Origin of the sequence: Novipirellula methanifontis, assembly GCF_052161655.1 — a bacterium.
Lineage (GTDB): Bacteria > Planctomycetota > Planctomycetia > Pirellulales > Pirellulaceae > Novipirellula.
Genome location: NZ_CP197418.1, coordinates 8205959 through 8227027 on the forward strand (window position 1 = coordinate 8205959; position 21069 = coordinate 8227027).

Below are 21069 nucleotides of genomic sequence, written 5' to 3' on the forward strand. Positions count from 1 at the left end.
GATTCAAGTTTCTTGAGGTTGTGCATCGGGGTCAAAAAACGTTCGGAGCTTTTCTAAAAACGATTTGCGATGAGGCAACACCGTTTCATGTTCAAGATCCGCTAATTCGCGAAGCAATTTCTCTTGCTCGCCGGAAAGTTTCTTCGGTACTTCGATCATCACTTGGATCAACAGGTCGCCGGCGCGGCCGCCTCGCGGATCCAATATGCCTTTGCCGCGAAGCGTAAACACGTCACCGTTTTGTGTTCCCGCATCGACGCGAAGCGACTCGGGTCCATCGAGTGTCGGAACTTCAATTTCAGCTCCCAAAGCGGCTTGCGTGTACGAGATCGGCAATTGCAGAATCAAGTGAACACCATCGCGTTTGAACAACGCATGCGGCAACACGGATATGAAACAATAGCAGTCACCCGGAGGTCCGCCATCGGGGCTTGCTTCGCCTTCGCTTTGCAAGCGAACTCGCATCCCATCGTCGACTCCCGCAGGAATCTCGACGGTCAACTCGGCTTTTTCGTTTTGCAGTCCTGCGCCACGGCAATCGGCACAAGGTTGGCTGATTTGCTGGCCCGTGCCATGGCAATGGGGACACGCGGTTTGCACTCGCAGGATGCCTGCGGATTGGATCACTTGCCCGCGACCACCACAGGTCGCACAAGCTTCGGGTTTACTTCCGGGCGCGGCTCCGCTGCCCTCGCAAGTTACGCAGCGAATACGTCGCCGAAACGAGATGTCTTTGCTAACGCCTCGTGCAGCTTCTTCGAGCGTCAACGTTACGTTACAGCGAATATCGGCACCGCGACGCGATCGTCGCCGGCCTCCACCACCACCACCGCCGCCGCCACGTGACCCGAACAGGTCGCCAAACATCCCGCCGCCAAACAGATCTCCGAACGCTTCGAAGATATCTTCGACATCGTGCGATTGATGAGCCATGCCGTCGACACCGGCGTGACCATAACGGTCGTAGCGTTCGCGTTTCGCTTGGTCGCTTAGAATTTCGTAAGCCTCGGATGCCTCTTTGAACATCTCGACGGCGTTCTCGTCGTTTTTATTACTATCAGGATGGTACTTAATCGCCAGCTTTCGATAAGCGCGATCGAGTTCCTGTTTGGTCACAGTGCGAGACACCCCGAGGATGACGTAATAATCGCGTTTTTCAGCCATAACAGCGGCAACATTATCCAGAACTAAAAATCAGACGAGCCAACACAGCGACTCCCGCTGCATCCCAGACCAGATTCCATCCGGTCCTGATATCAAATCAGGCCGTCCGCCCTATTGGCGACGACCCGATTCGATTCTTGTCAATCATTGTGCTTCGACAACCCGTGCAACAACCTTTTCGACAAAAGGCGTGCCGCACTTCGCTATCGACTATCACACTCTCCTAGCCGCGAGCGGGGGGATACCCTCTCGCTTTAGGACACGACGCCTTCGACTTGACGCTTGTCCTTGTCTTCGGCATCGAAGTTGGTAACCAATGCTTCGGTCGTCAACATCAAACCTGCGATGCTGCCGGCGTTTGCCAACGCGGTACGAGCCACTTTGACAGGGTCGATAACGCCCGCTTTTAGCATGTCACAGTATTCGCCGGTGTTGGCGTCGTAACCGATCGTAGCGCCCTTTTGGCGAACTTCGTCAACGACAACGCTGCCGTCGATTCCGCCATTGTCAGCGATTTGACGCATCGGAGCATCCAAAGCGTGCAAGACGATGCCAACGCCGATCTTTTCGTCGCCCTTGGCTTTCTTCTGAGCCGCTTCGACTGCTTCGTAGCAACGCACGAGCGCCACACCACCGCCGGGAAGGATACCTTCTTCGACAGCCGCACGTGTTGCATGCAGTGCATCTTCTAAGCGAGCCTTGGTTTGCTTCATTTCCGCTTCGGTTTCGGCACCAACGCTGATGACGGCAACGCCACCGGCCAGTTTCGCCAAACGTTCTTGGAATTTTTCCTTGTCGTACTCGCTATCGGTCTGTTCGATTTGAGCACGAATTTGAGAAACTCGCTTGTCGATGTCGCCGCGTTTTCCGCTGCCTTCGACAATGGTTGTGTTGCTCTTGTCGACGGTGACCTTCTTGGCGCGGCCAAGTTGCTCAAGCGTGACATTTTCGAGTTGGATACCCAAGTCTTCGCTGATCAGCGTACCGCCGGTCAAGGTCGCGATATCGCCTAGCATTGCTTTGCGACGATCGCCGAAACCAGGAGCCTTCACAGCACATACGTTCAGCGTGCCACGCAACTTGTTAACCACCAACAACGTCAATGCTTCCGCGTCGACGTCTTCGGCGATGATCAACAATGGTTGGCCAGTCTGAGCAGCCTTTTCCAACAATGGAACAAGATCGCGGATGTTGCTGATCTTCTTCTCGTAGAGCAGGACCAAAGCGTTCTCGAGGCTCGCTTCCATCGTGCTTGGGTCGTTGATGAAGTAAGGCGAGATGTAGCCCTTGTCGAACTGCATTCCGTCAACGTAATTGACTTCGGTCACTCGGCTCTTGCCCTCTTCGACCGTGATCACGCCGTCCTTACCAACTCGTTCCAAAGCATCGGCCAACAAGTTGCCGATGACTTTGTCGTTGTTAGCACTGATCGCACCAACGTTGGCGATTTGCTCTTTGTTCTTGACGGGTTGTCCCATCTCGATCAATTGCTCGGTTGCGGCTTGAACCGCTTTGTCGATCCCACGGCGAATGGCCGCTGGGTTGCTACCGGCAACGATGTTACGCAAACCTTCTTTGAAGATCGCACGAGCCAACACGGTTGCAGTGGTGGTGCCGTCACCGGCGAGATCACTGGTCTTTTGAGCGACCTCGATCACCAATTTGGCGCCCATGTTCTCGAAGCGATCTTCGAGTTCGATTTCTTTAGCGACGGTGACACCGTCCTTCGTTACGGTCGGTCCGCCAAACGACTTGTCGATCATCACGTTGCGACCGGTGGGGCCCATCGTTACGGCGACCGCATTGGCCAACTTGTCGACGCCCGCCATCATGCGAGCTCGCGCGTAGTCGTCAAATAGCAGTTGTTTTGCCACGAGTGAATTCCTGTAATAAAATTGCTGTTGTTCGTTTTGTTGCAATCAGCGGCAGTGACACACACACCGCTGAGACGTTTCGTCCATCGCAGCAGAGCCGACGGGGTCGGCTCACTGCGAAAAACCAAAAGTGCCGTTCACTACAGAACTTTTGCCAAGATGTCGCTTTCGCGAAGGATCTTCATTTCGCGGCCATCGACTTCGATGTTACTTCCGCCGTACTTGCCGTAGATCACAACGTCGCCAACGGTGACGCTTAGCTCACCACGGTTTCCGCTGTCCAACATCTTGCCAGGACCGACGGCGACAACCGTACCACGTTGTGGTTTTTCACGAGCCGAATCGGGAAGCACGATACCGCCAGCGGTGGTTTCTTCGGCTTCGACAGGCTCAACAACAATGCGATCATCCAAAGGACGTAGGTTCATTTTTGCCATAGTATTTTCTTATCTGTATTGAGAGTTGTGTTTAAAAGGTTTTGCTGAAACAGAGGACAGAGCCAAACGGGTTCTGTACAGGAAAAAGCGTGCCTCGCCGGGGGACCGCAGCCGAATGCAGATGCGTCCGGTCGCGATCCCAATCTCGATGCGAGGCCAATGCATTACATCATGCCGCCCATTCCGCCCATGCCACCCATTCCGCCCATGCCTGGCATGCCGCCGCCCATTCCGCCCATGCCACCCATACCGTGGTCATGACCGTGATCGCCGCCGCCTTCTTCTTCTTCGCTCGGAATTTCGGCAACCAACGATTCGGTGGTCAACAACAGCGATGCGACGCTTGCCGCGTTGGTTAGCGAAGTGCGAACCACTTTGGCGGGGTCAACGATTCCAGCGGCAACGAGATCACAATAGACCTCGGCGTTCGCATCGTAACCGTCATGCTTGCCCTTCATCTGCAGTACGCGATTAACCACAACCGCACCATCAAGGCCCGCGTTGTTGGCGATCGCACGCAGAGGCTGATCCAAGATGTTACGAATAATTCGGACACCCAGTTTTTGATCGCCTTCGGTTTCCTTTTCCAATTTTTCCACAACGCCACGGCAGCGAAGCAGTGCGGTTCCGCCACCGGGAACAATGCCTTCTTCGAGTGCGGCTTGTGTAGCTGCACGAGCATCGTCAAGAAGTGCTTTACGCTCTTTCATTTCAGTTTCGGTCGCAGCACCGACGCTGATCTGAGCAACACCACCGGCGAGCTTCGCCAAACGCTCTTGCAACTTTTCGCGATCGTAATCGCTGTCAGTGTTGCTGATCTCGCGGCGGATCTGTTCAACGCGGCCCTCGATATCAGCCTTCTTGCCAGCACCGCCAACCATGGTGGTCGCTTCGCTGGTGATGCGAATCTTCTTGGCACGGCCAAGGTCGCTCAGCTTGACGCTTTCCAGATCGATACCGAGGTCTTTGAAGATCGCCTTTCCGCCGGTCAACACAGCAATGTCGCCGAGGATTGCTTTACGACGATCGCCATAACCAGGTGCCTTCACAGCACAGACAGTCAGGATGCCACGCATCTTGTTGACAACCAAAGTCGCCAGCGCTTCGCCTTCGACGTCTTCGGCGATGATCAGCAAAGGCTTCTTCGATTTGCTGACCGCTTCCAACAATGGAATCATCTTCTTGTTCGCACTGATCTTCTCTTCGAAGAGCAGGACGTAACAATCCTCGAGTTCCACCGAAACTTCGTCTTGGTTGGTGACGAAGTGAGGCGACAGGAATCCGCGATCGAACTGCATCCCTTCGACAACGTCGACGGTGGTTTCGTTCGTACGGCCTTCTTCGACCGTGATCACGCCGTTCTTACCCACTTTGGTGAACGCGTCGGCAAGCACGTTGCCAATTTCGGGATCGTTGTTTCCAGCGATGGTTGCAACTTGCTTGATGTCGCTCTTGCTTTTCTCGTCGATTGGCTTGGCCAGCTTGCCAATATGAGCCACAACGGCATCAACGCCCTTGGCGATACCTCGGGAAAGGGCCATTGGGTCGGCGCCCATGGCGACCATTTTCAGGCCTTCACGGAAGATTGCTTCGGCCAAAACCGTTGCCGTGGTCGTGCCGTCGCCAGCGACGTCATTGGTCTTGCTAGCGGCTTCTTTGACGAGTTGAGCCCCAAGGTTCTCAAACGGATCGTCTAATTCGATGTCTTCAGCAACCGTCACACCGTCTTTGGTGACTTTGGGTGAGCCCCAGCCTTTGTCCAACACTGCATTGCGACCGCGAGGTCCCAAGGTGCTGCGGACGGCTCGCGCCAATTTGCTGACACCGGCCAACAATGGCCCGCGTGCATCGTCGTCGAAAACGATTTGCTTTGCCACGACGTTTTTCTCCTGTGGTTTCGTCTAATGAATGCTGCCGACTGGCTCCGCCCCCATATAGGGGCACGAGAGCCAAACAACAACAAAGTAAAGGAATGTGGTCGAAATTGAGATTCTGCCGCGAAGGAAGCAGTCGGTCTTTCAATGAGGAAAGACGACACGCCTGCCTTGCGGATGAACGTAAGTCTGCAACGGTGGCAGCAGCCAGCCGGTTGGCTCCTCTGGAGAGCAACCCGTGTGCCACGCCTGGAAAAATGTCCGCAAGTCTTTGTTTGAAAACGACTTATGGATCGTGAAGCCGATTTGGGATGAGTTCGCGACGTTCGCCTCGTGTCAGCTTGGCAGGACTAGGTCAAAGGAGCGTGCGGACCAGCTTGTCGCTCGTTTAGGGATACTGCACACTCGCGTTTGGAGGGGGGGCGGTGGCGAAACTGTGCTGCCGTCGCTTGGGACGTCAAATTGCTGATCTCATTCCGCCAAAGTGGATTTTAGACTCGCCCGACAAAACGGTAGCTATCGTGGCCAGACGGTGGAGATACGTTGAATCACTCCACGCTCTGGTCGAAGCCAACGACTCCACGCTCTGGTGAGTTTAGCTACGGCGACATCAACAACCTGGCATGACTTCGTGACGCGATCTTGCAGAGGCAAAATCGTGGACGATCCCGCCGACGACACGGAACGCTAGGTGTCGGCAAGCGGACCGATGGGGGGCAATAAATTCACTGCGATCGTTTTAACCGTTATCAGCTGACCGGAAACGTTTACCATTCAAAGGAACTTCATTCAAGAAACGTTGACCTAACGCGGCTTCGGACGTCCACTTGCTCATGTAGTCTCGCGCGGACTTGGGTCTGTGCGAGCGAACACGTTTCTCACGCACGGGTAATCTGGATGTCGAAACGACGACGCCTAGCCGCTTTAATCACATTTGCTGCCGTTAGCTTTACGACAGTAGATGCATCTGCTTGCTGCCTAACTGATTGGCTTTTCGGACGTCCGACGGCTTACGCCGCAGGCTATGCGCCGTACACCGCTGCCTATCCCTACGCTGCGAACTACGGAGCCGTTCCGGTTGGCTACTCCGCTGGTTACGCGCCCGCATCGCCTTACGCCGCAGCCTACCCAAACAACGCCCTTTACAGTTCAGCATACGGTTCGAATCCGCTCGTCCAACCGACAACACCTCGCTATCAAATCAGTGGTGTGTACCAAGCTCAGCGGCCTGCCTATGTGCTCAACAATCCATCGGTTTACACCGGCATGCCGGTCGCGAGTCAAGCGACTGCGCAAACTTCGTATAGCCTGCCGATGAACGGGACCTCGGCGCCGATCGCGACAGCCTACCCGCCATCGTCATCGATTCCGATTCCCGCGGGTAGCGTTCCGCTCTCGCAATCGCTGCGTGGCAACGCTCCGACGTCATCGTTCTTCGGCGGCAACAATGCCTATCCGATGCAATCGATGCCTTCGCAATCGTACTCGGCAGCCTACGCGACCCCATCCACGGCGATTCCGGCAACTCAAGTTGCGCCGCCGTTTGTCGTCCCCGCTCAACCCCGTGTGGGAGGACTGGGACGATTCTTTGGCGCATTGTTTGGTACCGACTATCGCTCGTCGTACTATCGGGCCCCTGTCACCTACTATCGCCCTGTCACTGCGGTTGACCCCGTGTCGGGCACGACGGTGACGACCCAACAAGGATGCACGTCGTATCTGGATCAACTTCAACGATCACCCTACAGCAGCTTGGGCGCGAACCAACCCGGCGGTTATCAGCCCACACCGATTGGCCAACCCACTCCCATCGGGCAACCCACTCCCATCGGGCAACCGGTGCCGATTGGTCAACCGGTTCCCGTTGGCTCTGCCTCGGGAACCAGCAATCCGTTCGGAGCCCCTAGCGATTCAGTGCCGATGAATCCACCGAGCCTGAGCGGCGGACAAGCCCCACAAAGTTTCAGCCAAAGCTCGGCATACGGATCGGCCTCGCAGTACACGCCCAGCCCGTATACTGCCAGCCCATTTGGCAGCGTCAATCAAACGGGTGCCATCTCGTCACCAAACAGCTCGATGACGATCCCCATTCCGTCAACCGCTCCAAGCAGCAGTTACGCGCCAAACACTGAACCGCTCTCTGGCGCCGCGTCGTCCTCCAACGGCGACCGCGCTCCGCTGGACCAACCTCGCCTCGAATCGGGACTTCCTACTCAATCCAGCGAGCAAAGTGGCTATCGCAGCGACATCGACCGTTACTTGGATGAAAACCGCAATGGCAATAGCTCGGATTCCGATGCGAAACCGCAAACGAAAACCGAGTGGCGATTGCAAAATCCAGCTGACTCGTCGGTATTCGGATCCAACCAGCAGGGAGCATCCGACCGGATGATCACGGCAGCAAACGAAGCGCCAAGCAAGCTGGGCTACTCGAGCGTCCATCCCATCCAAGCTCCGCCAGAGTACATTTCGCCGTTCCAACGCCGAACACTCGAGGTGCAATCGCAACCCAGCGAGAGTGACCGCCCCCTGGCTGCCCCGCCGCTGCCACCAAGCAGCGAGCAGCCGATCAACGCATCCAACCGGGACCGCGGCAACTATTCGATCCCCGTTCGTGAGGCGGCACTCGTGCGAGAGCGAACGTTTGAATCGGAATCACGCCATCAAGTGAATCGGACTTATCAGCCCGACGTTCGCCAGATGGAAGTTCGCCAGCCAGAAACTCGAACTCCTCCAAAACGGAAACGCCAAGAATCCGGCTGGGGCGCCATTCGGCCCTAAGAGTCCGGCGAGAACTCAAGCAGCTTGATGAGGCAGAGATCTTCAAAGGGCGCGGCGGCAATGTCGAAAGACAAAGTCGCCGCGTCCTTTTTTCATGGACCATGAGCGTGTCAGCCCATTGTGACCACAAGCAATCCGATGCCAGTGAACATTCTAAGCGACTCGGAGCACACGGTGCAAACACCTGGAACTTGCGTCGATACGCAACGCTGTGAAGCATTTTGAGGCAGCAACTTACGGCATTTGCGTTTTGTAGCTACGCTCGCCAGAGCGTGGATGGTTGCCGTCCAATGCGAATCACCACCTTCTGGCGAAGGTAGCTACCAGAAAATGCTTAACAGCGTTGGTCCAAACGGCTAATCGAATGACACCGCAAAGCTCCTGCCGACGTGCTTATTTTGCTCGACGCGGCGACGATCCATTGGATCACGGAGTCGAACGCGCCGAATCACTCATTCAACGTGGATACCGAGGACTCGGCGTGCCCTATCCCGAATCTCGATCCGGCGATCTCGGTGCACCGCGAAATAATTGGTGGCTCTGCGTGGGTAAAGATGACTCTCGAGGAATCCCTCTTCGCTAAGCCCACTGCCGTTGTGAGCGAGGCGATTGGGCACAAAAATCTCATATCCGCGTTGATCGAAAAATCGATAGAGGTCTTGGGATTCGTAGCTTGAGCTTAAACGGGTGGGAGCACTTTCAAACATGACAACGGGCCTGCATCTCGACAGCATGTTGGTGGCCCCGCGAAGAGCCCCAAGTTCGGCCCCTTCAATATCGATCTTCATCACGTCAACGATGGCATCATCTGGGATCAGCGTGTCCAATCGCTTGACCGCGACCCGAATTTCATGGATGTGCGATTGATTGTCATCCGGTGCGATGAGCGAACTGTAGCCCGACTGCCGCGTGTCGATAAAAAACGTCATCTCGCCGTCGACTTCTCCCACCGCACAAGCATGCAGAACGACGTGCGGAAACTTGTGGCGAAGTCTCGCCGCTTTCTCTGGCATCGCTTCGACTGCGATGATCTTCACCGTTGGGCCATGTTTGTGGACAGCCGAGATAACGCTTCCAATATGGGCACCGACATCGAGAAACGTCATATCGGATTGGCAGATCGATACAACCAGCAGACTGGCGAGTTGATCATTAGCAACGGTGCCCACTGCCTCAGGCCGAGTAAGCGCCGTACGCACTATGTCGATCTTCTCTCTCGAGAGCATCGCCAAATTTCCAAGTCGCGTGCCAAGTAGGATCTGCTTGATATTCATGCGTTTCTTGCCAACGAGAGATCAGTCGCTACCTACCAAACGCCCCCGCAATAATTGCATCTAGGGCGACGGAACCAATGGACATGGACGCCAAGCCCCTTTGTCGCCCCCCCATTTTGTCAGTGAGCTAAGTACAAACAGAGCGATTCCGCGAGCATATGGACATGGCAATGACCTTGGGCTCAAAAGAGAAGAGCGGAGCGCCCGACGCGGGATTGTGATGGTTGTAAATCGTGAGCAGCGGTTCAGGCATATGGCAAAGAAAGCATTGAATCGGCATGACAGGCTGGAAGTCTATCCCACATTGAAAAGCCGGACTCCAACGTCAACTGCGGCAGAATCATAGCAACATTTTTGCAGTATTGCTAAAAGAGCGTGTAGATGAAGGGGGCGGCGCCGCTGCCGGCTAAGAGAGCGATCGCGCCAATCGACAGCAAGGCACCGAGCAGTGGTATGAGCCACCATTTTTTGTTCTCTTGCAAAAACATGACGAACTCCTGCACGAAACCTAAGTCTTCGCCTTCGGCTTGGTTTTCAAATTCGTGTTCTTGAGAGCTTTGCGGATCGTCCATCGTTTTGTCTCAAAACTGTTTGAAGTAACGGGAGGTATCGCTGTCTTCACGCCGAGGAATCCAGTTGGAGGCGGAATCGCGTTTCCTCAATCGCAATGGATCATACCCCAGCAACCGAAGCACGATCCCCGTTGGCAGGACAATGCCGAAAAAGACGGTCCCTAACAACAGATGACTGATCGTCCACGCAATCGGGTACGTGACATATTGCCAAGCTCGAATCACTCGCAATGGTGCACTCGGTACGCAATAGTATATCACGCCGACCAACACCCCTGCGATCGCCAGAGCCATCGCAACGACGCTTGCGCTGTGCCGCACCACATAAGCAAGAATCAGAAACAGCGATGACAAGGACAGCCCAAACCATCGTTTCATCGAACTCGAAGGAGCCGCATTGAGATCAAGCAATGACATCAGTCCGGCTCCAATTCATTAAGATATTGCTGGCTCGATTGACGAGCTGACTCTGGTTGCTCGGTTTTCAGCATGAGATAGTTCCCGATCACCAAAGCGTCCATCTCGGTAGCCATGAAGCAACGGTACGCGTCCGCTGCGGTTGAGACGATCGGCTCACCTCGCACATTGAAACTGGTGTTGATAACCGCAGGACAGCCTGTTTCCTCATAGAATTTTCGCAGCAGTCCGTAGAAACGCGGATGCCTTTGCTGGCTGACGGTTTGCACCCGGGCGGAATAGTCTAAATGCGTGATCGCAGGCAGATCGCTTCGCGACTGTTTTACCCTTTCGATGCCAGGCGGAATCGACTCATCAATCGGCAGGCGTCGCTTTTCTTGCACGTCAAACGTGAACAACATGTACGGGCTCGCTGTCCCATCAGGCATCTTGAAATAATCCTGACTGTGTTCTTCTAAGATACTCGGCGCGAAAGGACGGAAGGACTCCCGATACTTGATCTTCAGGTTCATCACCGATTGCATTTCAGGGTTTCGGGGATCCCCGAGGATACTGCGTCCGCCGAGCGCCCGCGGCCCGAATTCCATGTTGCCCTGGACCCAACCGACCACATTCCCATCGGCAAGAAGCTTGGCCGCCGCTGCGTAAAGCTCGTCGTCCAGCGGCAGGTGTTGCATTACCGCACCACTATCTCGCAGCGCCCGCAAATCGTCTTCGCGATCCGCAGGCGGCCCGAGCAGCGAACTCGGCTGGGCACTGATGGCCGTGGCAACACGTGGTTTGCCTAACAATTGATTCCAAATCAGCCAGGCAACTCCGAGTGCTCCTCCGGCGTCACCGGCAGCAGGTTGAACCCAGATCTGCTTGAACGGTCCTTCTCGCAACAGCCGTCCATTTGCGACGCAATTTAAAGCGACCCCGCCAGCCATGCACAAGGAATCGAGCTTCGTTTGATCGAAGACATGATGCGCCATTCGCAATACAACTTCTTCGGTGACTCGCTGAATACTTGCTGCAATATCCATATCCACTTCGCGGATTTTCTCTTCCGCTTTGCGGCGTGTGACTCCCAGCAATCGCTCCATTTTCCGATCGGTCATGCGCAACGTATGACAGTACGAGAAATAGTCCATGTTCAGCCGGTAGCTCCCGTCATCATGGATTTCAATTAGGTGCTTGAAAATCAAGTCGGCAAATCGAGGTTCTCCATAGGGAGCCAACCCCATCAATTTGTACTCGCCGGAATTGACCCTGAACCCACAGAAATAGGTGAACGCCGAGTAGAGCAGACCCAAAGAATGCGGAAATCGGATTTCATTTTTCAGCGTGATACGGTTTCCGCGGCCGACGCCCCAGCTTGTCGTCGCCCATTCGCCCACGCCGTCGATGGTCAGGATTGCAGCTTCATCAAATGGACTCGGAAAGAACGCACTGCTTGCGTGCGATTCATGGTGTTCGCAAAACACGATCCGGCGTTTGTACTGCTTCCCTAAATGTTTACGGATTTCACGAGGCAGATGCAACTTTGTTTGCAGCCAACTAGGCATCGCACGAAAGAAGCTGCCGTAACCTGCTGGCGCGTAGGTCAAATAGGTTTCCAGCAGCCGATCAAACTTCAAGAACGGCTTTTCATAAAACCCAACGTAGTCAAGATCGCCAACGTCGGCGTCGGCCATCCGCAAACACTCGTGCATGGCGTTTAGCGGAAACGACTCGTCATGTTTCTTTCGTGTGAAACGTTCTTCGCTCGCCGCAGCAATAACCTCTCCGTCGCGAATAATCGCAACCGCCGAATCATGGTAGAACGCAGAGATGCCGAGAATCAATGTCACGGGGCAACCTCATCTGCGTCATCAATATTTGAAGGTTTTAACAACGGCATTAAACCTTGCACCCAAAGCTCCGCCACCAGTCGATGTCCTTTTTTTGTCAAGTGAATGGGATCACCCAACGTATCGTCGCTACAGGGAACCTCCTTCGTGCAATCGATTAACAACAATTGATTATCGGCGGCAATCTCGCGTTCCGTGTCCACAATCCACCTTCCGATCACTTGATTCGCCGCGATTTGCTTGGAGGTGCTACCAAGATGCCAATCCAATCCTTCACAATGCTCGCTGGTCGCCATCACTTGCGTTGAGACGACTGGCACAGCACCGGATTCTTCGACGGCTTTGACCAAAGCTTTGAAGTCGTCTCGAAACTGACGCTTTCCACTTTCGGACATTTGAGAGTTTGACGATTCAGGTGCCGCGAAGACAGGATTCTTTTCGGGGAATAGTCGGTAGCGTAAGAGACCATAGAGCGTGCTCTTCGAAAAAACTCTTTTTGTCAACGAAGGCGCAGAAGGTGCATTGCGACTTGCTTGGTCTGCATCCTGTATCAAATAGAGGGTGTCGTTCCATCCAAGGTACAAGATCACGAAGTCGGGACGAAGCGGCGCGACGACTTGCTCGTAACGGTGTCGACATTGGGTCATGCTGTAACCGTTAACCCCCGCATTGATTACTTCAGCGTCTACGCCTCGCTCGCGAAGAATCTCCTCCATCACCCGACAAGAATCTTCGCCCTCGGGAACCAGGTAGCCAAAGACGCTCGAACCGCCCAACACCGCGATCCGAGTGACATGATCGCGTTTGTCTTCAGAGATTTCTGGACCTCGCAAACCAAGTGAATTGATTCGGATATCGCAACCTGAGGACTTTAGTCGCGTGTTCTTTCGGAGCGAATATCCCGCATCGGAGTCAGGAACCAACAACGCAAGGTGCGTCACGTAACAATTCGGCGTCCATCCACGGCTAGCCACGTACACTCGCAACGCAATCTCACTGAAGATCAAGGCTCCGAGAAACCCCAGCGAAATCGCTAATCCAATAAAAACACGCCGGCGTTTCTTTGCAGAGATTTTCTTAGCAGCTGACATGAATGATTAAAAAGAAACGCGGTTAAAACTTCAATTTTGGTAGGTCGGGATGATTCGTTGGGCACAAAGGCCTGTCCCGTCCGGCGTTGACCACGGTCATGTTACTTGCAAAAGCGACGTGACTGCGGAAAACGCCGCCTGCTCACAAAATAAGGGTCGAATTATCGAGATCGCTTGGGTGGCCTGCTTAGCAACAAGATTGTCGTCCACCGCGTGTGTTACCGCAACCAGTTTGTGATGTTTCGCTGGTGAGTGATCCTAGATTCGCTACAGCCCATGCCGATCCATTAGGCATCTGCCTTTTGATGAATTCATCCAGATGACTCTCCCCTAACTGCTTAACGATGTCGGTTTCGATTCAGAGCAAGTGGCAAAACGAGGACGCTGGGCAATGGCAGAATGAGTGCGGCAAAGGCCAGGCAGATGGGCAACGTGAATCGCGAGTCGGGAATCAATCCAAACAAAAGCGTTCCTACGGCCAGCGTGATCACCGTCCATGTAGCAATGACTTGCAGCAGCGACGCTCTGCGGGCAACGTGACTTCGCGAGACAACGATGGCCGTCCCGATAATTGCGACCAGTTTTACGAGTACCGCGACGTAACTCATCCATTGCAGTCGATCCAGAAAGGACATCATTGACGCGGTCATTGTCTGCCAATCGGGCTGGGCGATAATCCAGGCAACTGCGGTGAACAGGACTCCGAATGATAACGCCACACTGACGAGAACCACGGCAACATCCACCCAGCGGTGTCCGTACATATTCACCCACACGTAACCGCTCGAGGTGCCCAAGAGCAGCAAGCTAATAAAAAGCAGGGTCGCAAGCGTCACTCGGAATCCGACGAACGTCGCTGTGCCGGTGACCGTATCATGCGACGACAACCAAGCAGCCCAACGCGACCAATTTTCGCGGTTTTCAGGCCAGGCCATACAGACGCCGTAAAAAACAATCGACAGCGATAAAAACAGAGCCAAGTAGCTTGCAAACATCGTGAATCGCGTCCACGCGATCGTGGCATCCGACAGCGGGCTGATCGATAGGTACGACGGTAAGGTCGAAACCGAACGCTGCGAGTCAGGATCAAGCGTGCTCGCGGCAGAAATGATTCCGACAAAGAACATGCACAGCACACTCATGACGGCCAGCGCCACCGGCGACCAGGAACAAAACAAGGCAAATAGCAACGCAGGACAGGCAATAAACAAAATAGAATTGAAGCGGTAAGCACGCGATCGTCGCAAATCGTGCCAGACCAATGCTCGGACTCGACTGCGATGCGATACTACCTTCTCTCCGGTGCGATCCCAGCTCAATCGACTCCAAAGCCAAGCAATCACTCCAGATGCTTCCGCGGGAATCATTCCCGCAACATGATGCCGAGCCAGCGTGATCGCCCGGTAGGCGATTCCTACCGATACTAAAAAGTAGGCTGCCGCAGCGATCGTCACTCCGTACTCAGCGGATGGCGACAGATTCGCTTCACTTTTTCCGCCAATCGCCATTAGACACAATCCGTACGAAACCGGCGCCAAAATGCCTAGCATCCAGATCCGGCATATCCCCGATCGAAACGGACGCCACGCGAGGGCGGAAATCAAGACTCCCGTCGCGGCGACCAAGAACGCTGGAATCAAGATCCATATTGATGCTCCGAACCACTGCAGTGTTTTCGAGAGGACGAGCCAGACCGCGAACACCCAAGCGGTTTTCATGGCAATAGGAACAGAAACAAGCTTCCAATTGGCAATCGGCATCCGTAACAGCCAGTGTGAATAACCGCTTTCACCCGAATCCAGTTTTCCTAGAGGAGAAATATCCAATGCAAAAATGCCCCAGGAAATCGCGGGCAAAAACGTGACACACAAGATCACCGACGCGAACGCGTCGAGATTCGCTCCGATGTACGACATCCACAGCAACATACTTTCGGCGATCCCGATGACCCCGACAAAAAACAGGAGCATCCAGCGGTTTTTCAACCAGGTCAAACGCACCAGCGCTAGGCTATCCGACATGAGAAGCTACCTCCTGCGTATTGCCATCGTCCAGCTCAGGCGTAGTGGACGACGTGGTGCCCGCCCGCGCCGCGAACCAGCGATGTAGCGTGATTTCGCGGCGGGTGATCAAGCTCACTTCGGCCGGCAATACAAGTGCATCGCTCTTCACCAATTGGCGGTCGACCACGCCCGACCATTCGGATTGGTCTCCCTGCCAAGCGAAAACACCACGAATATGAGGAGGCGTTTGCGAATCGCTGCGGCAGACAATTTCTTCGTAGCGAGCTTGCAATTGATCCACCGTCGTCGTTTCGACAATGCGGCTCGCTCGCATCAACGCGACTGAATCACATACGCGGTCGACTTCATCCAACAGATGACTCGAAAACAGCACTGTACGCCCCTCTTCACTGATCGTGCGGATGATCGCTTCGAGGATGTCGCGGCGAGCCAACGGATCCAAACCGCTGCTGGGTTCATCCAGGATCAGCAGTTCGGGTCGATAAGCGATCGCGACCAGCAATCCTGCTCGCGCTCGCAAACCTTTGGACAATGAACTCAGCTTGTCGGATCGCGACAAGCCAAACAGGTCCATCAACTTGGTCGCATACGCGTCGTCCCAAGTGTCGTAGATCGCTCGAGAAAAATCGACCAGTTCGCCGACCCGCATCCAAGTTGGCAACGAATCTTCTTCGGTCAAATAACCGACACGCCGGAGCACCGATTGCGAATCGGCCACTGGATCCATCCCCAGCACGCGGACGGTGCCTTGCTGAGCCACAAACGCTCCGATCAGATGTCGTATCAGCGTGGTTTTGCCCGCTCCATTGAGCCCTACCAAACCAAAAACGCTACCGACCGGAATATGAACGTCGATGTCTTCGAGTGCCGGGCGACCACGGAAAGACCGGCACAGCCCAGTGACGTTGACGGCAAGCGGGGAATTTGAATCGGAACGACTCATGATGGCTCCTCGGCGTGATCGGATTTTGGACGATCGAATTGGAGATCCCGTTTCTGTAGCAACGTGATCAGTTCATCCAACTCGAACCCGAGTTGGCGAGAAAGTGTCAACAGTTTGTCGACGTGGGGCGTCATCATCCGGCGCCGCTGGCTGGCGGTATGCCGGGGAGCCAATTCGGAGACAAACGTCCCGGTCGTTCGCCGTTTTTCGACCAACTGCTCGTGTTCGAGTTCGCGGTAGGCCCGCGCGACGGTGTTCGGATTGACTCGCAAACTCTCGGCCAGACCACGAATCGTTGGCAATTCGTCGCCGGAGCGCATCACCCCGGATACGATACGAAAACGGATCTGGTCGACGATCTGTTGATAGATCGGTGCGCCGTCACTTGAAATGTGGATTTGCATCACGAACCCTTGTGTTAATACATTGATACAAGGTTGAGGCAGAGAAGTCAACTAAAAAAATCTGGTCTGGGAACCTTCAAACCTCGGTTTCGTCCACGGTTGGGGTTTGGTAGAGTCTATGCCAACACAGGATGGGTGGCCGAGTGGTCGAAGGCAGCAGTCTTGAAAACTGCCGTAGGGGTAACTCTACCGTGGGTTCGAATCCCACTCCATCCGCTTCGGAGATTGACCTGCGGTCTGCGAATTTCGCAACCGATCGCGGTCAATCTCTGCTGATGTCCTGGCTCCTCTTGGCTGGACTGAACGCTTGCTTGAGGGACCTACAACGAGGACGACATCGCCGTGAGTCTACTGACAAAAATCGACCATCCGTTGGTAGAGCATCATCTTTGCACGGTGCGAGATAAATCGACGTCGTGCAGTGAATTCCGAACCGCCATTGAGCGATTGGCGGTGTTGGTTGGCGTCTACGCCACCGAGGATTTGATCACGCAGCCGACGACGATCCAAACACCGATCGCCGCTGCGAACTGCCACAAGCTCGCTATGCCGATCGGTCTTGTGCCCATTTTGCGAGCCGGACTGGGAATGGTTCATCCGTTGCAAAATCTGCTTCCGGATGCTTCGGTGTGGCACTTGGGACTGTACCGCAACGAAGAGACGGCCGAACCGGTGGGTTATTACGACAAACTGCCTAGCCGCGGTGCGCCGAGCGTTGCCTTGGTGCTCGACCCGATGCTTGCCACCGGCGGTTCTGTCGAAATGGTCATTAGCCGGCTAAAAAGCTGGGGCGTGAATGAGATTCGCGTGCTGAGCATTATTGCGGCTCAACCGGGAATCGATCGTGTCGAGCGAGACTTTCCTGACGTCAAACTTTATGTCGCCGCGATTGACCCCGAGCTGAATGAGCAATCGTTTATCGTTCCGGGACTCGGTGACGCTGGCGACCGCATTTTTGACACGCCACAAAACGGGTAGCTCTCAACGAGAGCCACCGAGGAGCCTAGCCGATCATGCAGTCACGTTTCAGTTGCATGGTGGGGCTACTGTTTTTTATCGGCATCGCGTGGGCGTTCAGTGCGAACCGCAAGCAGTTTCCCGTTCGAGTCGTAATCGGCGGTTTGTTGCTGCAATTAGGGCTTGGCTTTTTTGTGCTTCGCACGCCTTGGGGGCAAGCACTGTTTGAACAGATTGGCTTGGGCGTCACCTCGCTACTCGGTTTTGTGGACGAGGGGTCGTCGTTCCTGTTTGACATTCATCCGCGAGCCGACGATCCGGCAAGCGATGCGATTCCGGCAAAATACACGCTGCTGCGAACGTTCGCCTTCGGTGTTTTGCCGACGATCATTTTCTTTTCCGCATTGATGTCCGTTTTGTATCACATCGGCATCATGCAGTGGATCGTGTTTGCGATGGCTTGGGTGATGCAGCGAACGCTCGGAACAAGCGGTCCGGAGACGCTGGCGTCCGCAGCGAATGTATTCGTCGGGCACACCGAAGCGCCGTTGGTGGTCAAACCCTACTTGGCGACGATGACCAAAAGCGAACTGAACGCATTGATGACCGGCGGGTTCGCGACCGTCACCGGCGGGTTGCTTGGCGCGTACGTTGACATGGGAATCGACGCCAGCCACCTGATCACCGCTTCGGTAATGAGTGCTCCGGCAGCGCTGCTGATTGCGAAAGTCATGCTGCCCGAATCGGAAGCGACAGCGGATCCCCAATCGCTCAAATTGCCCCACGAAAAAACGAGCGTGAATGTGATCGGAGCTGCCGTGCAAGGGGCGTCGGACGGTCTAAAACTTGCCCTGAACGTGGGCGCGATGCTGATTGCCTTCTTGGCGCTGATTGCGTTGGCAAATGCGATTTTGGTTTCGTTGACGGGCGTTTCACTTGAAACGGTGCTCGGTTACGCCTTCGCTCCGTTGGCATTGTGCATGGGAGTGCCGCTGGATGAATCGGTAGCAGCAGGTCGCTTTATCGGTCTAAAAACGGTTGCCAACGAATTCATTGCCTTCATGCAACTGGGCGAATTGAGAGTCGATGCTCCTGCGAGTCCGATCAGCCCACGCACGAAAGCGATTTTGACTTATGCGTTGGCAGGCTTTTCGAACTTTGGCGCTATCGGTATCCAGGTCGGCGGGATCGGCGGTCTTGAGCCAAGTCGAAAAGACGATTTAGCCAGACTTGGTTTGCGTGCGATGGGTGGTGGTCTACTTGCTTGCTGCATGACCGGCGCGGTCGCAGGACTTCTGCTGTAGCTCGAACGAGCGTCGTTGATCACGGCGGACTAAGCAGTTAGGCAGAAGTCTTTCAGTAAATTGGCCGTTTTGGCGCTAAAACTTTGGGCTAGCTGTGATTTTTGGGTTGCGCTGGTTTTCTGCCACCTCTCCACCACCTTCGGAGACTGCTGATTTAGTCATTCCCTCGTTTTTGCGGCGTGCATATAATTCCCCATTGAATCCCCCCCTTTGGACGCAAGAGTGAGGTGCTAGAAGAAACAAAGAATGATCACACGAGACCGTGATTTTCTGCTGGAAATTTCAGCCGAGGACCTAGCCATTTACGCACGAGTTATTCGGGGCGACTCGCCGTTACTGGATGCTTTGCAGTTGATCCCCTGGGAGTCGTTCCGCGGCGACCTTGAAAAATATTATGTTCCGAACATGGGGCAACCAGCTCTGCCTGTCATTCATATGCTCAAGCTGGAGTTTCTTCGCTATACCTGCCGGCTCTCTGACCGAGGTGTCGTTGCCCGAGCTCAGACGGATTTGCTGTTTCGTTGGTTCCTCCAGGTGCCTATCCGTTTTGAAATGCCCGACGCCTCCACGATTTGCCGCTTTCGAGCGCGTCTCGGAGTGGAAGGATTTCAGGAAATTTTCGATCGACTGATCGCCTTTGCTCGGGACGCCGGGGTGGTACGCGATCGGCTTCGGCTAAAAGACGCCACCCACGTCCTGGCTAACATCGCCGTACCCACCACTCTAAGACTGCTCGCGCAACTTAGAGAAAAGATGCTCTCAGCGATCGAGTCCGTCGACGCCGAGTTGGCCGCTGGATACCACATCGAGGCGGAGCGAATCCAAGCGGAGACTGAAAAAGAATCCGACGAGATCCGCTTGCAAGCTCGCTTGGATTTGGTGCTGGACATGCTCCAGTGGATGCAGAGGTTACCCGCCGAAGCCCCCGATCCAGAACAGAAATCGACTTGGCAACGGCTGTTGGCGGTGCGAAGTTTGGCAGAGAAAATCACGGCGGATTGTTTGAATCCTGGTAGCGGCGACCGTACCCTTAGCGTGGTCGATCCCGAGGCGCGGCGTGGCAAACATGGCGAGTTCTATGATGGTTACATGCTCGACGTGATGATGGACGCCGACAGCGGACTGGTGACGCAAATCGAAGTGCTTCCGGCCAACGGTGCCGAGGCCCACGACGCGATCAGTTTGGTGCAACGCGAGCACGCGGTTCACGGAAATCAAATCGAGCAACTCTCGATCGATGGTGCTGGATTCAACGGACCGATGCTACGAACGCTGGAAGATCCCAACGGTCTTGCCGTGGACGTGATCACACCGCCGAGCGAACACAGCGAAGGGAAAGGCTATCCCAATTCAGCGTTCCTCCAAAGCGAAGATGGTCAGCATGTCACCTGCCCGGCAGGTCATACCTCGGGCACCCCATGGCGAAAAGCAGACAAGCCTAATTCGTTGTTTTACGACTTCTCGCTCAAGGGTTGTCGGACTTGTTCTCTACTATCGCAATGTTATCCAGAGTTCAGACCGACGGCTCATCGTGGCCGTCGAGTGTCCAAAAATGAGTACGAAACGGAGTACGAACGAGCCCGCGCTAAGGTGGGCACGGAGGAGTATCGTTCGGTGCGAAAAGAGCATCCCGCGATCGAGCGAAAGCTCAATGAGATCGTACGTCATGGATGCGGTCGAAGGGCACGGTACTGGGGACGATCCAAAGTAAAAATTCAGGAACTAATGACAGGCTTTATGGTGAATGTTCGGCGTCTGACGAAACTCCTCAAGGGGCCTTCGTGCGCCAATATGATCGGATGTTGGTAAAACAAGATTGATCGGGGCCGCAAACGAGTCCAACTCGCGTGTCAATCGGCTGCAGCTTGTCTCCAGCGAGACTGGCTTGCGAAGAGGGGCTACCGGATAAAAATCTCAAATTTGTTCGCGGTACAAACCAAATCCGCTCGACGAATCAACTTTGCTACTAAATCAGCAGTCTTCTTTTTCTGGGAGGGTCGGCCGCGACAGCGGACAGGGAGGGCTGGTGACACTGGACTTGCACGCTCCATTTCTAACACCGCGAGGACCCACCCAGAGCCGGCTACCGCCGACTCTGACCTGCCCAAAGGGGAGGTGATG

16 protein-coding genes and 1 tRNA gene are annotated in these 21069 nt (G+C 54.8%); 5 read left to right on the plus strand and 12 right to left on the minus strand.

Annotated elements, in window-relative coordinates; translation table 11 throughout:
- Window positions 1-3 precede the first annotated feature (3 nt).
- The 4 genes from dnaJ to groL (SH528x_RS29095) form a co-directional block, all read right to left on the minus strand.
- Window positions 4-1164 carry a molecular chaperone DnaJ gene (gene dnaJ / locus SH528x_RS29080; RefSeq protein WP_442506942.1) on the minus strand — a complete coding sequence of 387 codons (1161 nt, stop codon included), beginning with the start codon at window positions 1162-1164 and terminating at the stop codon, window positions 4-6.
- A gap of 254 nt (window positions 1165-1418) precedes the next feature.
- Window positions 1419-3038 carry a chaperonin GroEL gene (gene groL, locus SH528x_RS29085; protein ID WP_442506943.1) on the minus strand — a complete coding sequence of 540 codons (1620 nt, stop codon included), beginning with the start codon at window positions 3036-3038 and terminating at the stop codon, window positions 1419-1421.
- Between the two features lie 140 nt (window positions 3039-3178).
- The gene (gene groES, locus SH528x_RS29090; protein WP_146596752.1) at window positions 3179-3475 is read right to left on the minus strand and encodes a co-chaperone GroES; all 297 of its coding nucleotides are present in this window, start codon (window positions 3473-3475) and stop codon (window positions 3179-3181) included.
- A gap of 164 nt (window positions 3476-3639) precedes the next feature.
- On the minus strand, window positions 3640-5352 hold the full coding sequence (groL, locus tag SH528x_RS29095; RefSeq protein ID WP_442506944.1) for a chaperonin GroEL: 1713 nt from the start codon (window positions 5350-5352) through the stop codon (window positions 3640-3642).
- Window positions 5353-6246: 894 nt separating this feature from the next.
- Here groL (SH528x_RS29095) and SH528x_RS29100 point away from each other — a divergent pair.
- Window positions 6247-8130, plus strand: coding sequence for a hypothetical protein (locus SH528x_RS29100; RefSeq protein ID WP_442506945.1), 1884 nt, complete (start codon window positions 6247-6249; stop codon window positions 8128-8130).
- 452 nt (window positions 8131-8582) lie between these two features.
- Here the strand turns inward: SH528x_RS29100 and SH528x_RS29105 are convergent, their stop codons facing one another.
- The 8 genes from SH528x_RS29105 to SH528x_RS29140 all read right to left on the minus strand — a co-directional run bounded on the left by SH528x_RS29105 (window position 8583) and on the right by SH528x_RS29140 (window position 16687).
- Window positions 8583-9404 carry an FkbM family methyltransferase gene (locus tag SH528x_RS29105; protein WP_442506946.1) on the minus strand — a complete coding sequence of 274 codons (822 nt, stop codon included), beginning with the start codon at window positions 9402-9404 and terminating at the stop codon, window positions 8583-8585.
- Between the two features lie 365 nt (window positions 9405-9769).
- Window positions 9770-9976 (minus strand): DUF5989 family protein, encoded by a 207-nt coding sequence (locus SH528x_RS29110; RefSeq protein ID WP_442506947.1) that lies wholly within the window; start codon window positions 9974-9976, stop codon window positions 9770-9772.
- 9 nt (window positions 9977-9985) lie between these two features.
- The gene (locus SH528x_RS29115) at window positions 9986-10393 is read right to left on the minus strand and encodes an SxtJ family membrane protein (RefSeq protein ID WP_442506948.1); all 408 of its coding nucleotides are present in this window, start codon (window positions 10391-10393) and stop codon (window positions 9986-9988) included.
- Window positions 10393-12225 (minus strand): carbamoyltransferase family protein, encoded by a 1833-nt coding sequence (locus SH528x_RS29120; protein ID WP_442506949.1) that lies wholly within the window; start codon window positions 12223-12225, stop codon window positions 10393-10395. The genes SH528x_RS29115 and SH528x_RS29120 overlap by 1 nt, the downstream gene beginning before the upstream one ends.
- Window positions 12222-13316: an SGNH/GDSL hydrolase family protein gene (locus SH528x_RS29125; protein ID WP_442506950.1), complete on the minus strand. Its 1095-nt coding sequence runs from the start codon at window positions 13314-13316 to the stop codon at window positions 12222-12224. The genes SH528x_RS29120 and SH528x_RS29125 overlap by 4 nt, the downstream gene beginning before the upstream one ends.
- A 338-nt stretch (window positions 13317-13654) precedes the next feature.
- On the minus strand, window positions 13655-15337 hold the full coding sequence (locus SH528x_RS29130) for a hypothetical protein (RefSeq protein ID WP_442506951.1): 1683 nt from the start codon (window positions 15335-15337) through the stop codon (window positions 13655-13657).
- Entirely contained in the window at window positions 15327-16283 is a 957-nt protein-coding gene (locus tag SH528x_RS29135) for an ABC transporter ATP-binding protein (protein ID WP_442506952.1), read from the minus strand. Before SH528x_RS29135 ends, SH528x_RS29130 begins: the two co-directional genes overlap by 11 nt.
- Entirely contained in the window at window positions 16280-16687 is a 408-nt protein-coding gene (locus SH528x_RS29140; RefSeq protein ID WP_442506953.1) for a GntR family transcriptional regulator, read from the minus strand. The genes SH528x_RS29135 and SH528x_RS29140 overlap by 4 nt, the downstream gene beginning before the upstream one ends.
- Before the next feature lie 129 nt (window positions 16688-16816).
- Between SH528x_RS29140 and SH528x_RS29145 the strand changes: the two genes are divergently transcribed.
- The 4 genes from SH528x_RS29145 (at window position 16817) to SH528x_RS29160 (ending at window position 20757) form a co-directional block, all read left to right on the plus strand.
- Window positions 16817-16903: transfer RNA gene (locus tag SH528x_RS29145), tRNA-Ser, on the plus strand.
- 126 nt (window positions 16904-17029) lie between these two features.
- Entirely contained in the window at window positions 17030-17665 is a 636-nt protein-coding gene (upp, locus tag SH528x_RS29150) for a uracil phosphoribosyltransferase (protein ID WP_345325327.1), read from the plus strand.
- A gap of 35 nt (window positions 17666-17700) precedes the next feature.
- On the plus strand, window positions 17701-18948 hold the full coding sequence (locus SH528x_RS29155; protein WP_442506954.1) for a NupC/NupG family nucleoside CNT transporter: 1248 nt from the start codon (window positions 17701-17703) through the stop codon (window positions 18946-18948).
- Between the two features lie 246 nt (window positions 18949-19194).
- Window positions 19195-20757 carry a transposase gene (locus SH528x_RS29160; protein ID WP_442506955.1) on the plus strand — a complete coding sequence of 521 codons (1563 nt, stop codon included), beginning with the start codon at window positions 19195-19197 and terminating at the stop codon, window positions 20755-20757.
- Window positions 20758-21069: the final 312 nt, after the last annotated feature.

Excerpts from the sequence above, each read along its gene's own strand:
- SH528x_RS29160 (WP_442506955.1), top strand. The coding sequence starts at position 19,195 with ATGATCACACGAGACCGTGATTTTCTGCTGGAAATTTCAGCCGAGGAC.
- groES (WP_146596752.1), bottom strand. The coding sequence starts at position 3,475 with ATGGCAAAAATGAACCTACGTCCTTTGGATGATCGCATTGTTGTTGAG.
- SH528x_RS29125 (WP_442506950.1), bottom strand. The coding sequence starts at position 13,316 with ATGTCAGCTGCTAAGAAAATCTCTGCAAAGAAACGCCGGCGTGTTTTT.
- SH528x_RS29100 (WP_442506945.1), top strand. The coding sequence starts at position 6,247 with ATGTCGAAACGACGACGCCTAGCCGCTTTAATCACATTTGCTGCCGTT.
- SH528x_RS29140 (WP_442506953.1), bottom strand. The coding sequence starts at position 16,687 with ATGCAAATCCACATTTCAAGTGACGGCGCACCGATCTATCAACAGATC.
- dnaJ (WP_442506942.1), bottom strand. The coding sequence starts at position 1,164 with ATGGCTGAAAAACGCGATTATTACGTCATCCTCGGGGTGTCTCGCACT.
- SH528x_RS29135 (WP_442506952.1), bottom strand. The coding sequence starts at position 16,283 with ATGAGTCGTTCCGATTCAAATTCCCCGCTTGCCGTCAACGTCACTGGG.
- SH528x_RS29110 (WP_442506947.1), bottom strand. The coding sequence starts at position 9,976 with ATGGACGATCCGCAAAGCTCTCAAGAACACGAATTTGAAAACCAAGCC.
- SH528x_RS29130 (WP_442506951.1), bottom strand. The coding sequence starts at position 15,337 with ATGTCGGATAGCCTAGCGCTGGTGCGTTTGACCTGGTTGAAAAACCGC.
- SH528x_RS29105 (WP_442506946.1), bottom strand. The coding sequence starts at position 9,404 with ATGAATATCAAGCAGATCCTACTTGGCACGCGACTTGGAAATTTGGCG.
- SH528x_RS29115 (WP_442506948.1), bottom strand. The coding sequence starts at position 10,393 with ATGTCATTGCTTGATCTCAATGCGGCTCCTTCGAGTTCGATGAAACGA.
- SH528x_RS29155 (WP_442506954.1), top strand. The coding sequence starts at position 17,701 with ATGCAGTCACGTTTCAGTTGCATGGTGGGGCTACTGTTTTTTATCGGC.